Source organism: Marinobacter qingdaonensis (genome assembly GCF_034555935.1).
Taxonomy (GTDB): Bacteria; Pseudomonadota; Gammaproteobacteria; order Pseudomonadales; family Oleiphilaceae; genus Marinobacter; species Marinobacter qingdaonensis.
Window position 1 is genome coordinate 1596403 of the sequence record NZ_JAYDCJ010000003.1, and the last position, 14137, is coordinate 1610539.

The 14137-nt window shown below is 57.4% G+C and carries 13 protein-coding genes and 1 pseudogene; 6 read left to right on the plus strand and 8 right to left on the minus strand.

The features are described from left to right. Window positions 1–8: 8 nt before the first annotated feature. Window positions 9–1184: an AI-2E family transporter gene (locus tag U5822_RS10510; protein WP_322855579.1), complete on the minus strand. Its 1176-nt coding sequence runs from the start codon at window positions 1182–1184 to the stop codon at window positions 9–11. A gap of 243 nt (window positions 1185–1427) precedes the next feature. On the opposite strand from U5822_RS10510, the gene U5822_RS10515 reads away from it, so the two are divergent. Together U5822_RS10515 and U5822_RS10520 are read left to right on the plus strand one after the other, a co-directional pair. Continuing rightward, on the plus strand, window positions 1428–1985 hold the full coding sequence (locus tag U5822_RS10515) for a fasciclin domain-containing protein (RefSeq protein WP_322855580.1): 558 nt from the start codon (window positions 1428–1430) through the stop codon (window positions 1983–1985). A 45-nt stretch (window positions 1986–2030) separates the two neighbouring features. Continuing rightward, window positions 2031–3308, plus strand: a complete 1278-nt coding sequence (locus tag U5822_RS10520) for a DUF2254 domain-containing protein (protein ID WP_322855581.1) — start codon at window positions 2031–2033, stop codon at window positions 3306–3308. A gap of 61 nt (window positions 3309–3369) precedes the next feature. On the opposite strand, the gene U5822_RS10525 is transcribed toward U5822_RS10520, so the two are convergent. Further along, window positions 3370–3795 (minus strand): hypothetical protein, encoded by a 426-nt coding sequence (locus U5822_RS10525; RefSeq protein ID WP_322855582.1) that lies wholly within the window; start codon window positions 3793–3795, stop codon window positions 3370–3372. A 101-nt stretch (window positions 3796–3896) separates the two neighbouring features. On the opposite strand from U5822_RS10525, the gene U5822_RS18365 reads away from it, so the two are divergent. Beyond that, window positions 3897–4421 carry a CsbD family protein gene (locus U5822_RS18365; RefSeq protein ID WP_425259051.1) on the plus strand — a complete coding sequence of 175 codons (525 nt, stop codon included), beginning with the start codon at window positions 3897–3899 and terminating at the stop codon, window positions 4419–4421. 442 nt (window positions 4422–4863) lie between these two features. Then, window positions 4864–5193: a BON domain-containing protein gene (locus U5822_RS10535; RefSeq protein ID WP_322855583.1), complete on the plus strand. Its 330-nt coding sequence runs from the start codon at window positions 4864–4866 to the stop codon at window positions 5191–5193. A 251-nt stretch (window positions 5194–5444) separates the two neighbouring features. Here U5822_RS10535 and U5822_RS10540 read toward each other — a convergent pair. The 5 genes and pseudogenes from U5822_RS10540 to U5822_RS10560 form a co-directional block, all read right to left on the minus strand. After that, window positions 5445–5870: pseudogene (locus tag U5822_RS10540) on the minus strand (IS3 family transposase); the annotation flags it as partial. A gap of 336 nt (window positions 5871–6206) precedes the next feature. Then, window positions 6207–7172 carry a zinc-binding metallopeptidase family protein gene (locus U5822_RS10545; protein WP_322855584.1) on the minus strand — a complete coding sequence of 322 codons (966 nt, stop codon included), beginning with the start codon at window positions 7170–7172 and terminating at the stop codon, window positions 6207–6209. A 99-nt stretch (window positions 7173–7271) separates the two neighbouring features. Beyond that, window positions 7272–8315: a diguanylate cyclase domain-containing protein gene (locus U5822_RS10550; protein WP_322855585.1), complete on the minus strand. Its 1044-nt coding sequence runs from the start codon at window positions 8313–8315 to the stop codon at window positions 7272–7274. Between the two features lie 133 nt (window positions 8316–8448). Beyond that, entirely contained in the window at window positions 8449–9165 is a 717-nt protein-coding gene (locus U5822_RS10555) for a Crp/Fnr family transcriptional regulator (RefSeq protein ID WP_131484070.1), read from the minus strand. Window positions 9166–9313: 148 nt separating this feature from the next. Continuing rightward, complete coding sequence (locus tag U5822_RS10560) at window positions 9314–9655, minus strand: Crp/Fnr family transcriptional regulator (RefSeq protein ID WP_322855586.1); 342 nt, start codon at window positions 9653–9655, stop codon at window positions 9314–9316. A gap of 19 nt (window positions 9656–9674) precedes the next feature. On the opposite strand from U5822_RS10560, the gene U5822_RS10565 reads away from it, so the two are divergent. Then, the gene (locus U5822_RS10565) at window positions 9675–10232 is read left to right on the plus strand and encodes an OmpA family protein (RefSeq protein WP_322855587.1); all 558 of its coding nucleotides are present in this window, start codon (window positions 9675–9677) and stop codon (window positions 10230–10232) included. Between the two features lie 90 nt (window positions 10233–10322). Here U5822_RS10565 and ptsP read toward each other — a convergent pair whose 3' ends face one another. Further along, entirely contained in the window at window positions 10323–12014 is a 1692-nt protein-coding gene (gene ptsP / locus U5822_RS10570; RefSeq protein ID WP_322855588.1) for a phosphoenolpyruvate--protein phosphotransferase, read from the minus strand. A 648-nt stretch (window positions 12015–12662) separates the two neighbouring features. On the opposite strand from ptsP, the gene U5822_RS10575 reads away from it, so the two are divergent. Next, entirely contained in the window at window positions 12663–13697 is a 1035-nt protein-coding gene (locus U5822_RS10575) for a fatty acid desaturase family protein (protein ID WP_322855589.1), read from the plus strand. Window positions 13698–14137: the final 440 nt, after the last annotated feature.

Sequence of the window (14137 nt, forward strand, 5' to 3'; positions counted from 1 at the left end):
GCAGGCGCCTATTTGCCAAGCAATTCCCCAACCGGGCGCAGGTTGGCGATGTGATCGCACAGGGACTTGGTGATCATCAGGATGGGGGTGGCGACGATCAGCCCCACCGGCCCCCAGAGCCAGCCCCAGAACAACAGGCCGATAAAGATGGCGACCGTGTTGAGGCTGGACATGTAGCTGGTTAGCCAGGGCATCAACAGGTAGCCCTGAATGCTGGTGATCACCAGCGAGGTGACCGCCACTATGATGGCCATGTTGAGTTCACCAAACTGCACGAACCCGGCCAGGCCGGTGCCAATGAACACCAGGAAGGGCCCCAGGTAGGGGACCCCGCTGGCGATGCCGGCGACAACGCCCCACAACGCCGCCTGTTCCATGCCCAGGGCCAGAAACGCCAGCCAGGTGAGCACGCCGACGAACAGGGCGCTGATCAGCATCACGAACAGAAACCGGCGAACCTGGAAATGCAGGTCGTTCAGGATCCGGGTAGCCTTGCGCATGCGTCCGAACGACGGCCCCGAAATCCTCACCACTTTGCGCTTATACAGCGACCCCACCGACAGCAGGAAAAACACCAGCAACAACACCGTGAAGCACTGGGTGACCAGGACCAGGGCCGCAGGCGAGCCCCTGATCACATACTCCTGGATGTCCATGGATTTATCGACGATTTGAACGGGAGTGACGCCGGGCTTGGTCGGGATCTGCGCGGCCCGGCTTTTCTCCGCCGTTTCCTCGATCTCCTTGGCGGCCGTCTGCGCCTTTTCCATCAGGCTCTCTTCATCCGGGCTGCGGGATTCCCGGCGCTGGAACTCCTGGACCGCGGTGGGGATCTTGTCGAGCAGCGCCATCGCTTCCTGCTTCAGGGGCGAGCCTGCGGCTACCCCGATGCCCAGCAGTGCGATCAGGACCAGGGCCGCGCTCAGTGGCCGGGGAAACCTGATGCGGTCGAAAACAGACACCAGCGGATCCAGCGCGTAGCTGATCAGTACGGCCACCACCAGGGGCAGCAGCACCGGTTGGGCCCAGTCGATGAAATACAGGGAGGCGATGCTGGCCAGGATCACCAGGGCGACGCTTCGAATGCTGATGGCACCGAAGAAGGGCGCGTCCAGCGGGTGCCGTTCTTCGGCGCCGTGGCGGTCGGTTGGCCCGGTCTCCTCCCCGTTGGTCTCGGATGTCATGGTTGTGTCCTTTCCCTGCCTGCTGCAATTGAGTTTAGTCCGCTTTGGGCATCTCCGGGCATGCTAAGAGTCGGTTGCAGGACGCTCAATGAGGTGTGGACAAAGTGTAATTGGTGCCGACCGTGACTAGATTGGGAAATGAGCAATAATTAATCCAATGAGCCGGTGTCCGGCTCAGGACCACGGCGCGGTCTTGCTTGGGGGTGGTGGCCGAAACCGCGGCAATCAATCGAGGATGGCGACATGAGAGCGGTGAACGGATTCAAAGCGTGGGCGGCCGCCGTGGTGCTGCTGGCAGGGGTGGCGGCAGCCCCCGGGGTCCTTGCCGACCACCACGGTACGGTCGAGCGGGAGAAACTGAACATTGTCGAAAGTGCCGAAACCATGGCGCACCTGAGCACCCTGGTGGTCGCGATCAAGGCCGCGGGGCTGGCGGAAACCCTGTCCGGTCCCGGCCCCTACACCGTGTTCGCGCCCACGAATTCGGCGTTCGACAAACTACCGGCCGGCACACTGGAGGCTCTGCTGAAACCGGAAAACGCGGAGCAATTGAAGTCCATCCTGACCTTTCACTTGGTCCCGGCCAGTGCAACTTCCTCGGCCGCCCTGGAGATGGTCGAGGAGGACAATGGCCGGCAGACCCTAGGCACGGTCCAGGGCGGTGAGCTGACCCTGGGTGTGGATCGGGACAGCTTGGTGCTCCGGGATGCCCGGGGCAACAGTGCCACGGTGGTCAAGGCCGACCGGATGCAGGCCAACGGGGTGATCCACCTGATTGATTCGGTATTGATGCCTGAGTGATCGAGCGCCTGACGGATTAGTGTGAATACTTTTGGGGAGTGAACAGTGACCGATAGGCTGAGATTTGTTCTTAACCGACTGGGTGAGCGGCTCTGGGTCAAGCCGATGTTCATTTGTTTACTGTCGATTGGCGTAGCCTTGATTGCCAGGTTTGCTGATTTTTGGGAGCTTTCCCATCGCTTCCCCGACATTTCTGATGATTCTGTTGAAAAACTTCTCACCGTGATTTCTGGCAGCATGCTGGTCATGGCGGTGTTTGCTGTGGGGTCTATGTTGGCGGCCTACGAGTCAGCAAGTAGCAGCGCTACGCCCAGGACTTTCGCGGTAGTGATTTCCGACGATCGCTCGCAAAACGCGTTGTCGACCTTTGTCGGTGCTTTCATCTTCAGCATCGTAGGGTTAGTGGCTATTACCAACGATTATTATGAAAAAGGTGGTCGTTTTGCACTGTTAGTGATCACGCTGGTGGTGTTCGCTCTGGTGATCTTTAATTTTTTGAAATGGGTCGACGCTATTGCGAGGCTGGGCCGATTGGGTAATACCGTATCCAAGGTAGAGCGAGCGGCGGAAACAACCCTGTTAAGGCGCCGAAAGAGTCCGACAATGGGGGCGATTCCGGCGCGAGGAGGATGCGACGGGATACCGGTAGAGGTGGAGCGGATTGCATACATTCAGCACATTGATGTGGCCGCTCTTCAGTCGCTGGCGGAAGAGCACGATTTGCGAATTGAGGTCGCCTTACTGCCAGGCAAAATGACGCTGCCAGGCCAACCGGTTGCCTATGTATGCTCAGATAAGGGTGAACCTCCGGCTGAGCTAGTCGCTAAGATTACGGGGTGTTTTGTCGTTGGTGAGTCGCGCACTTTCGATGAGGATCCTCGATTTGGTTTGGTAGTGCTTTCGGAGATTGCCAGTCGGGCGTTGTCGCCGGCCGTCAATGACCCGGGTACCGCCATTAACATCATCGGAGCCCTGGTGCGGCTCCTGGCAATCTGGGCGTCGCCGCCCGAGGACGAGCCCGAGACCGGGCCGGACTACGATCGGGTGGCGGTGCCCGAACTGTCGCTGGCGTCGTTGTTCGAAGATGCCTTCAGTGCCATAGCCCGTGACGGAGCCGGGTCGGTCGAGGTGATGATCTGTTTGCAGAAAGCCCTGGCGGGCCTGGCGGCCCTGGGCAACCCGGCACTCAGCCAGCAGGCGTCGGCGCAGGCCGACCTCGCTTTTCGCTACGCCGAACAGGCCTTACAGCTGCCGAGCGAGCTGTCCCGGTTGCAGGCGGCGCGGGGCGAAGTCGGCTCTAAGGTTGTGCCCCGAAGGCTATGACTCGGACGCACAAGGCAAATGTTGGGATCGGGCTGGTGACCTCGGTCTCAGTTCAAACCCGTTAGAGGGCTCGACATTTCCCGGCGATCAACCAGGGGTTGGGGTTGGATTTGTCAGCCAGATGGCCGCCCGGGGAAGTCGCCACGAAACGCAGGTTGGCAAGATTTAGCCGGAAGGTGTTTTGATTGTGCAGGTCGCTGACCAAGTAGTCATCCCGGATCTGGTAGTCGGCAAACGCCACGCTGGCGCCGTCGCCTCCGCGCACAGTAATTAGCCGGGGCTTTTCCAGCAGGAAGACCAAGCGTTTGAGCCGGTTTTTTTCACGAAACCCGGTGCGGTAACCCGCCGTGCTGGTTACCAGGTCGCCCCGACAGACGTATTCGATCTCTTTTCCATAGGCTTCCTTCGCAGTCACGGGGGCGGAGAACAGCGTCAGCAGGAGCCCGGCAATCAGGGACTCGAGCATGATTGTGTTATGTGTTTTCACAAGCCCTCCCGGAGGCCATTGGGAAATTTGCGCGCGTAGGTGGGGAGTCTATCGTTCACCCAGAGTCATTCAAACTTTCGCTGCCAGAAAAACCTCGAAGCATGTGCAAAGTTGTGGAGCGCATCGGCGAGTGGAACGTCGGGGACAATGAAAAAAATTTCCCGAGTCATGCAACCATGAACTGGGCGCGCCTCGTTACCATAAATCGGCCGGGTATAGATTTAGATCTAATGTCATCGATGCGAAGTTCGATACTAAACAAAAGCGGACTTTCGCTTGCCCCCACTTGTCGGACAGTCATCTATGGCCCTGGGGTGGACGATGTTGAAGCGGCGGCGAACCGTTTGTTTTGGCGCGGGCCTTCGTTCGATGAACCCATCATCTGGCCGAAGGGCCGAAGGGCCGAAGGCGCTGAAATGAACAAGGACACCATTGAAGGCAACTGGAAAGAACTGAAGGGCAAGGTGAAAGAGCAGTGGGGCAAGCTGACGGATGACCGCCTTGACGAGATTGCTGGCAGGCGCGAACAACTGGCCGGCAAGATTCAGCAAGCTTATGGCATCACAAGAGACGAAGCTGACAAGCAAATCAAAGACTTCGAAAAAAATCTCCAAACGCTGATATGACCCGTAGTGCCTTGACTGAGCTGCCTGCTAGCGTTTTCGCAGGCATTGTTTGGCCTATCAACGTCTTTACATCGAGGGCGCAGAATCGGGCGACAGAAAAACGAAACGCTTCGTTATTTTTATGCGCTCTGTGGGCCAGCGTACAGACCAGACAACGCCTCTCATTCTAATCTAAACCCCGATGTGGCAATGGACCAGCCAATACAAGGTAGTTGCATCATCCGCCGCAGGGAACGCGGCGCAACCAGATTTACGGTCTCTCAGTCGTTATCGTTCTGGCCATTCTTTCCTTTCTTGGCTTTCGCTGAGGCGAGGCGGAATGTGGGCTGAGCAGGCCACAACCGGAATTTTCAACTTGTGTGTGCTTTCGCACTGACCGCTACTTTGGAGCATGCCAAATTGAAAAAAGACGTCTACAGCTCCAACAACATAGGAGTCGCGCATGACAACTTACAGATTCCCATTCGCACATTTTTTGTCCGCGCTGATGTTTGGGCTGGCGCTATTTTCGACTGCGGCCTGTACCTCAACGTCAACTCGACAAAGCACTGGCGAGTACCTTGACGATAGTGCCATCACCATCAAGGTAAAAAGCGCTATTTTAGGTGACCCCGAACTAAAGGTATTCCAAATCAGCGTCAAGACCTACAACGGAACCGTGCAACTGAGCGGCTTCGTCGACTCAGAGTCGATGGTCGACCGTGCCACGGAAGTGGCGCAAGGGGTCTCGGGCGCGCAAGCCGTCAAAAACGATTTGCAGGTAAAGAAATAATAAGTACGCCGGCGGACGGATATTTAACGCCTCGCCCTGCCCATGTCGACGGTAGGCGCGCGACTTTGCCGATTGACGTGATGTTGCTCCATGGCAAAACCTGTTGGCTCATAGCTGATTGTGTAGTGGTCAACTAATCCCGGACAGTATTGTAAGGTTTTCCTCAGCCGCAACGGGTGAAATACCGCTATTGAATGCATGAGGTCGTTGCCGGTTGTAGTAGTCCATCAGATAACCACCAACATCCTTTTGTCACCGCACCAAACCTGATCAGGCCGTTCTACTGCAAATTCACGGGCCAAGTGGTTCGGGATATCCGGTCGTTCAACGGTGGCCTGCTTGTGAGCGTGAGGACCTGGCTGCTTGCAGATCAGCCCAAGCTCGCTCATTAAACGTCGAACCTTGAAGCGACCAATGACAACGCCGTCTTCGTTGAGCATGCCTTTTATTGTCCGGCTGCCGGCAGAACTGCGGCTCATGGTAAAAAGGCGGTGTACCTGCGCCTTCAGGGCCAGACGCTCAGCATCCACCTGCTTCCGCCGTTGGCAATACTCCTTATAGCTGGAACGGCTAAATTCGAACGCATTGCAGACCATTTCAACAGTCATTTGCTCACTCAACTGGTCTATCAGCGCGTACGATTCATGTCGTCCGACGTCAAGAGAGCGGTAGCCTTTTGAACTCAGAAGAAAAAGAACGTCGCTTTCTGGTCATCAGACACCTCGTTTATGGTGGTGATCTTACCACCTACGTTGGTGTCCGGAATCATTGAACTACTACAGTTCCCCACCTTCGATTACCTGCGGTTTTTCGATCCTGATCAGGTCGATCGGATTGAGGCTCTTCGTTCTAGCGCTCCTATCGAGGCTAGCCCAAGCCCACAGTAAATACGCACTCCGTATGCAAGAACATTAGGATTTAGCCTCACTGGCCGGCTTTGGTCAGTGGGGCTTTTATCACTCGGGACAGCACCCCGCACGGGCGAACAGATTCGAACGACGGTTCGACGCCTCCTAACGCCCCTGAGCGCCCCGGCGCAGCCAGCCGTGGACAAAGGCCAGCTTTTCCCGCGCTCTGCTAGAGAGCACGAAGGGATAAAGATCGGAAAGGCCCATGGATCGGTTCACGTGATTCACGGCTACCGTCAGCGACGCAGCCACTTGAATCAGGCGCTCAGCCTCAGGCTCTGCATAGGGGTCCCAGCCGTTTGCCGGGAGCTGGGGTGAGTTTAATCCGGCGGCCCCGAAACTGTCGGTGATGTCCGTCAAGTGCAAAAGGTGGGCGGCGGTTTCAGCCCAGTCTTCATGGGGGTGGGTGGAGGCGTAGCTGGTCAAAAAATGGCTCCTCCAGTCCGGCGGAGGACCACTGTCATAGTGGTGTTGCAGCGCGGCGCGGTAGTCCTCACGCTCGTCACCAAACATGGCGCGAAAAGCCTCCAAAAAGTCCTCACGCAGGCTCAGGCGCCACCATAACATATGGGAGATTTCGTGGCGCATATGGCCAACCATCGTGCGATAAGGTTCTTGCAGGGCCTCCCGCCGCGTGGTTCCAATGACCGGGTCTGCCTCTGCCACGCTGATGGTCACGACACCCTGAGCGTGACCCATGAAAACCGGCGTCAGCCCCTCCGCCAGCATGTGGAAGACCGGACGGCAGCCGGAGTCCTCAGGCCGGAACCAGGACCAGCGCCCCAGATTGTCCAGCACCCAGCGTTTTGCAGCTTCGGTGTGGGCCCAGTTGGGTATGGCGCCGGGAATGTTCGGATCCGGCGCTAGAGCGGTCATCGCACAGGAACGACAAAAAGCCCCCTGTTCCGGTGCGATCCAGTTACAGCCAATCACCTCACGGTTGGCACAGAAAGCCGGCACGGGCACAAAGGCCCTGGCCTGAGGATCATAGGCAACGGGAGTACCATCTGCAGTGGCCAGGTTATCGAACCAGAGGGCACCGGCACCGACCGGGTTGGTAAAAACACGCATAAGGCACCTTCTAAAAAGTTAACCCCGGCGGTGCCAGATCAACACCGGTTCATCCATTCTTTTGCTTCGAGCAAATGGGGGTTGCAGAGGTAATGCCAGCTAAGTCGGCTCTTGCAGCTGCTGGAAGAACCGGTAGCCGTTGCGCCCATTTTCTTTGGTGGCGTACATGGCCGTATCCGCATTCTCCATCAGGGTAGTGGCGTCCTGCCCGTCCTCCGGATAGACACTGATACCAATGCTCAGTGTGACTTGGACTTTGCGCCTATCGATCTTGCGAGGTTCAGCGAATCGGGCCAATAGTTTTTCCGCCACCTGCAGGGCATCTTCCGGCGCCTCGATTTCACTCAACAGGACAACAAATTCATCACCGCCATGGCGGCTGACGGTATCGGTAGTGCGCAAACAGTTCCCCATCTCCACGGCGATGTCTTTCAGTAGCGCATCACCGGCGCTGTGACCCAGGGAGTCATTGATCTGTTTGAAATTATCCAGATCAATGAACAGCAGCGCGGTTTGCTTGCCGTGCCGACGCGCCAGGCCAACGGCCTGAGTGAGCCGCTCCATCATCAGCATTCGGTTGGGCAGACCGGTGAGATGATCATGCTGGGCGTCGTGGCTCATCTTCCTCAAAGCGGACCGGGAGTGACGGGCATCGTGAAAAACAATAACCGCACCGGTCGTTGTGCCGTGACGGTCGTGAATGGGGGTCGCGGAATCCTCGATGGCAACACTGGCACCGTCTCGGCGCATCAGGACACGGCCCAGAGCAAGCTTCACCGGCCGATCCTCGTTGATGGCCCGGCGCGCGGGATTCTGCTCCACTGCCCCGATGGTATCGTCGAAAATGAAGAATACCTGTTCAACCGAACGCCCCTTCGCCTCTTCCCGTGACCAGCCGGTGAGTCCTTCGGCAACATTGTTGAGATAGACAACCAAGCCCTCAGGGTCGATGACCAGCACCGCCTGGTTAATCGCGTCAAGGGTGGTCTGCGCAATATCGTTGAACGAATCAGCGCCAAATGCCGACAGCGGGAATGCCAGGGTGGGCTGCCCTGCTGATCGTGCGCTGACTCCGCAATGGGGGCATGCCGGCCCTGTCTCGAAGCATGTGCGGGGGTGGTGAGGCGAAAAGGTTCTGAACATCGTTATCGACCTGGTATGGGAGCTATAAATCAGCCTATACCTGGGATGTGTGGCGGTCTGTTCGGAACCGCACTCAGGCTGCCAAGCGGCCCGGGAACGCGCAACCCCCGAACCCCAGAACCCCCGGAATGCACTAGGCGGATGGAACGGTGAGCAGACGATCCGTTTCCCGTTTGACCACGGCATAGCATTCGCAGCTCATTTGCTCGAGCCTGGGGCGATCCATGACTTCAATGTGTCCGCGCCGGTATTTTATGACACCCAGTTGTTGCAGCTTTCCAGCCGCTTCCGTCACCCCTTCGCGGCGGACACCCAGCATATTGGCGATAAGCTCTTGGGTCATGACCAGGTGGGTCGTGGGTAAACGATCCAGCGAGAGTAAAAGCCAGCGGCACAGTTGCTGATCGATGGAATGATGGCGATTGCAGACGGCCGTCTGTGCCATCTGGGTGATCAACGCCTGCGTGTAGCGCAAGACAAGTGACATGAGGTCACCGTGTCGATGAAATTCGTCAACCAGGCGCTGCCCTGCCAGGCGATAACCACTACCACCGCTCTGGACCACTGCACGGCTCGAGGTGCTCTCACCGCCCATGAACAATGAGATCCCCACCAGGCCTTCATTCCCCACAACTGAGATTTCCGCAGATGCGCCGCTCTCCATCACATAGAGCAAGGAAACGATGCTGTCGGTGGGGAAATACACGTGGCGCATTTTGTCCCCCGCTTCATAGAGCACCTGGCCCAGGGGCATGGGGATTTCCTCAAGATAGGGTAAGAGCCGTTGCCGGACGTCCGCGGGCAGTGCGGCAAGGAGATGGTTCTGTGTGGGGTGCGGTGACGGTGTCATCGTTGGCGCCTCCCGTGGCCAACCATATGATCCAGGTCAGTGTACGCCATTTGTCAGACAGAATGTACGAAGCCGTACATGTTACGAGCCGTTCCTTCATTCAGTCTTCAGGCCTTTTGACGGCGCATGGGCGATAGTCAATGGGCACCTACAGGCGGGGCCACAAACTCGTGAGGTTTCCAATGCTGGCGCCGTAGCATTCGCAGGCTGCTGCCTCAAGCGCGGTGCGGTCGATAATGGTGATCCTGCCATGACTGTAGCGGATGATCCCATCTTCTTGCAGTTTTAGCGCGGCGAGGGTGACCGCACCACGCTGGACACCCAGCGTCTCCGCGAGGATGCGATGGGTCAGGGGCAAGGCGGCCGTTGGCGCCCGGTCATGGGCCAGCAACAGGCCCCGTGCCAACCGCTGCCCCACGTCGTGAAAGCGAATACAGCCGACTGCTTGCAGCAGTTCCTCGAAAATAACCGAAAAATAACGTTGCAGCATACGGCGTAGTGCCGAAAACGTGCGCGGCAAACTGACCACCCTGCAGGAAGATCCCAATCTGGCCGATCGGGCCCGCATGGAGCTCAGGGATGCGGAAGTCGCAGTGCGCCTTGCGGAGCAGCCGTTGCCCGATGATGACGCAGCTTTGGGTCAGCATCGGGTCTACATGGCTGATCGGGCAGTCGCGATTGCCGAGGCCAAAGCGACCACGCGATATGCCGAGGATCAGCGCACAAGGTTTGGCGAGGAGCGCGCTGCGGCCCGGCTGAATGCACGGACCCTCGAAGTCAGCAAGGCCCGGGAGGATGCGGCCGAAGCGGCCGCCCTTGCCATGCAGCAGGAAGCGGAGTACCAGAGCCAAATTGCGGCACTCCAGGCAGAAGTAACCGACCGTGGCGTGGTTCTGACACTGGGAGATGTGCTGTTTGCCACCGGAAGCGCGAAACTTCGGGGTGGCGCCTCGCAGCGGCTCTCCACATCGGGGCTCGGCATGGATCGGCCGGTCGCAAACAACGACACCCCCACCGGGCGTCAGCAGAACCGTCGGGTAGAGATCATCATCGAGAATCCATCGTAACCGAGGTCGACCAAGCGGATTTGCTGGCAATAGTTTCGCGCCCCCTTACAGCCTGCCTGTCTGGGGGCTTTACCTGTTCTCTGCAAACCGTCACGACCTCTGTGGTTTCGTTACCGCCGAAACCAAACAATTGCTGTGACGGATGGCCTCCTTCACTGCGGGGATCAGCGGCCCCGCGACGCTGAGGGTCCGTATGCCGCACTGGAGGACCCGGGCCACTTGCTCAGGGCGACCCGCCAGTTCACCACACAGCGATAGCGGCATCTCGGGCACATCATCATGGGTGAGCTGCATGAGCCTGAAGATGACTGCGTCGGCGTCGTTGAAATAGGGCTCTACGGCGGCGTTTTCACGATCGGCAGCAAAGGCATACTGGGTGAGGTCATTGGTGCCGAAACTTAGGAAATCCACATCACCGGCGAACTGCCGTGCCGACAGTGCGGCCGCCGGGGTTTCGATCATGGCGCCCAGCTGCGGTGGGGTTGTGATGTTCAGCTCGCCACAAAGCGCCAGCAGGTGTTTTTTGACCACCATCACATCCTCAGCCAGGGTCACCATGGGAATCAGAAGCCGCACATCATATTCCTGGCTCAACGCCAGGATAGCCCTGAGCTGCGTTTTCAGTAGTTCCAGGTACTCTTTCAAAATACGCACGCCGCGGCACCCCAGCGCCGGATTGGATTCGCTGGCAAATTCAATAAAAGGTAGGGGTTTGTCGGCCCCCACATCCAGCAACCGCACTACGACGGAGTAGCCTTTGGCCGCCGCGAGCGTTTGCCGCATATCCGCCAACAACGCCTCGGCACTGGGGGGCTCCAGGCGACCGAGGTAGGCCTGTTCCAGCCGATAAAGGCCGACACCCTCTGCCCCGTTGCGCATTGCGTTCTCGGTGTCTTGGCAGAATCCGACATTGGCCAGCACGGCAATGGATACACCATCGCGGGTGATCGCCGGCTCCATGGCGTGGGCCTGCGCCCGTCCGAGGCTTTTGGCAAGTGTCCTGACCTTTTTCTCAAACTGGTCAATCTGGCGGCACGTGGGGCGCAGGGTCACTATGCCGGTACTGCCGTCAACCAGGGCAAGCGCCCCCTCTCGATGGATATCTGATAGTCCGGATAGGCGCGAAATACAGGGCAATGCCATTTCCCGGGCAAACAGGGCAAAATGCGAGCCGAAACTGCCGTATTCAAGCAGCACGGCCGCCACTGAACGGTCAGCCAGGAATATCGTATCGGAAGGTAGTAGCCGTGACGTGGCCAGCACGCAGCCCGAAGGGATCTCCTCCAGGGGGTTGGCTGTGATGCCCACTAGAGCATTGTATAGACGCACTGAAACGTCCCGGAGATCGTCACTTTTGTCCCGGGCTATTTGTGACTCCATCAGGAGAAAACGCTTTTCCCAACGACGGAACACATGCCGAACGGCGGTGCTGGCATCCACGAGGTTCTCAGTAATTTCCCGGCGCAGTTCTTCCCTGAGGGCAGGATCATTGAGAATCAGTCGGTGAGCCCCGAAAACTTCTGCCAGACTGGAATCGACTTCCTCCGCAACTCTTAGTACCAGTGCCGCCAAATCATCCGACACTCTGGTCGTCGCAGCATTCAGGCGGGAGAACTCCTTCTCCACGTCATTCAGGGAAATCGCTTCAGGCGGGATATCAGGGAGATCTAAAAAGCTGTGATGGACATGGACAATTCCCTGAACCATGCCCGGAGAGATCGTCTTGCCCTTGAGGATTTCAGTTTCCGAACCGCGCTCGGAATCCGGGTGAGTTTCAAACATAAGTCCTCCCCATGATCGCGGCTCGAGTGAGTAACCGTCCGGGGGGACTTGAGCGACTCAAATGTCGCTGACCATGGGCCAGTCTACCACAACGGTGGGCGCTGAAACCCGCTGCGTGGACCTTCATCACGAAATTACCAAGTAAGGCATCGGATAAACATCCTGCACTCCACTGTCGCCTTCCCACCGTTCAGTACAGATGTTGTCAGCCAATCTGAATGTTCGCTTTGCGAACAGCCCGCGCTCCTCGGTTTCCTAAACAAAAGCCGACATTCGCGCTTCTCAACTTTGGGCCGGTATCCGACCCATTTGCGGGTTGTGAACTGACCTGCCCTTAGTCCGTCCCGACCTGCCTCTAGACTGGAGTCCGGATGGGCACCCTCCCGAAGGGTTTTACGATCTGCCCCATTCTGATGTGCATTTTTAACTGATCGGAACGGACGAGCAGGAGACGATCACCTTCCACGACGAGGGGCGCTTTTTTTCCGCCAAGCACTAGAGCTTGCCAACGCGACTGGCACCTTGATTTCTCAGGAGCAGGGGGAGCCCATCTCATTCGTTATGTGCTTCTGTTTTAATAGGTAAATGATCCGGGAACTGGAAATTCCCTGCCTCAAGATTTAATTTTAGGGTAGGGAGGGGCGCGCAATGCGTCAGAACGATATCCAGAAAATGAATAGCAGCTTGCCCGAACACAGTGCTGATATCCGGGTAGGCCGGGAGCTGCTTCAAGCCACCAAACCTTACGTTGAAGCGTCTTATGTTCAAAGTTGGTGGCAAGTCGGTCCAACTTTCGGGTTAATGATCGCGGCCCTGATAGCCGCAGGAGCGCTTCCGTGGTGGCCGCTTCGGCTTGTGTGTTCTCTGCTGGGCGCGCTCCTGATGGTACGTGCCTTTATCACCTTCCATGATTACCTTCACGGGGCCATTCTCAAAGACTCACGTGCTGCTTACTGGCTTTTTCATACCTATGGCGCTTTTGTCCTAACTCCAACCCGCTCCTGGAGTGCAAGCCACAACTACCATCATGGCCATGTGGGGCAGATCTCAGATGCCAGTGTGGGAGCGTTTCCGCTTTTGACCACCCGGATCTGGCGGGCTTCAACACGGTGGCAGCGATTAGCCTATCGTGTTCAGCGTCACCCCTTGGTGGTGGTGCTGAGTTATCCGATTGTTTTCGGCCTCAACATCACACTCATACCGCTAATTCGGTCCCCGGCCAAACACCTTGACTCCCTCATTGCGCTAATCACTCACTTCGGGCTGATTGGACTGCTTTGGTGGCTGGGAGGCTTCAGCCTGGCATTTTTTGTCATCCTGCTGCCTATGCTTGTTGCCTCCGCTTTAGGGTGCTACCTGTTTTTTGCCCAGCACAGTTTCCGGCGTATGCAGATTGCTTCGCCCGAAGCCTGGACCTATTACCGGGGGGCCATGGAGTCTTCAAGTTTCATGCGGATGAATCGGGTCATGCAGTGGTTTACCGGGAACATTGGCTTTCACCATATTCACCATCTCAACGTCCGAATTCCTTTTTATCGCCTTCCCGAGGTGATGGCGGCGATTCCGGAGCTACAATCGCCGTTGACCACGACCCTGGCCCCGAGGGATATAGCAGACTGCTTTCGTTATGCCCTATGGGACGAAGACAAGCAGCGCATGGTTTCTTACCGGGAGGCTCGGTGAACCCGCCAGCGCGAGGATGCGCAGCATCCCTGGCAGAGCGAAAAGCTTGTCCGGGATCAAATAGCTGATGGGTAGTCTGCGGATACACTGGGTTGTCATCTATTGGATAGAAGCGAAGACATGAGCACGTAACAAAGATGCTCGGCTCAAACGGCGAGATTCACTTTACCCGGGCTGGGGGCCCGCCGGCTCTGCTTCTGAACTCACTGCTTTCTCTTGCAATTTAGAAGATAACAAGCTGACAGGTTACGTTGATTTTGTCCTTCGCCTAAGTGTTCGCTTTGCGACCTCAGTGTTAGCTGTGATTGGATAGCATTCGTGCTTGCCTAACTATGCGTTTAGAGGCCTGAGCGACCAAGTAAAAGGCTCAATAACCTGAGCGCCCCATGTCTCCTTGCAGTGGGAGCACCGCGGAAAGTTGTCCAGCGAAGCTGTGGATA

Excerpts from the sequence above, each read along its gene's own strand:
- U5822_RS10510 (WP_322855579.1), bottom strand. The coding sequence starts at position 1,184 with ATGACATCCGAGACCAACGGGGAGGAGACCGGGCCAACCGACCGCCAC.
- U5822_RS18365 (WP_425259051.1), top strand. The coding sequence starts at position 3,897 with ATGTGCAAAGTTGTGGAGCGCATCGGCGAGTGGAACGTCGGGGACAAT.
- U5822_RS10575 (WP_322855589.1), top strand. The coding sequence starts at position 12,663 with ATGCGTCAGAACGATATCCAGAAAATGAATAGCAGCTTGCCCGAACAC.
- U5822_RS10560 (WP_322855586.1), bottom strand. The coding sequence starts at position 9,655 with ATGCTGCAACGTTATTTTTCGGTTATTTTCGAGGAACTGCTGCAAGCA.
- U5822_RS10550 (WP_322855585.1), bottom strand. The coding sequence starts at position 8,315 with ATGTTCAGAACCTTTTCGCCTCACCACCCCCGCACATGCTTCGAGACA.
- U5822_RS10515 (WP_322855580.1), top strand. The coding sequence starts at position 1,428 with ATGAGAGCGGTGAACGGATTCAAAGCGTGGGCGGCCGCCGTGGTGCTG.
- U5822_RS10535 (WP_322855583.1), top strand. The coding sequence starts at position 4,864 with ATGACAACTTACAGATTCCCATTCGCACATTTTTTGTCCGCGCTGATG.
- ptsP (WP_322855588.1), bottom strand. The coding sequence starts at position 12,014 with ATGTTTGAAACTCACCCGGATTCCGAGCGCGGTTCGGAAACTGAAATC.
- U5822_RS10545 (WP_322855584.1), bottom strand. The coding sequence starts at position 7,172 with ATGCGTGTTTTTACCAACCCGGTCGGTGCCGGTGCCCTCTGGTTCGAT.
- U5822_RS10555 (WP_131484070.1), bottom strand. The coding sequence starts at position 9,165 with ATGACACCGTCACCGCACCCCACACAGAACCATCTCCTTGCCGCACTG.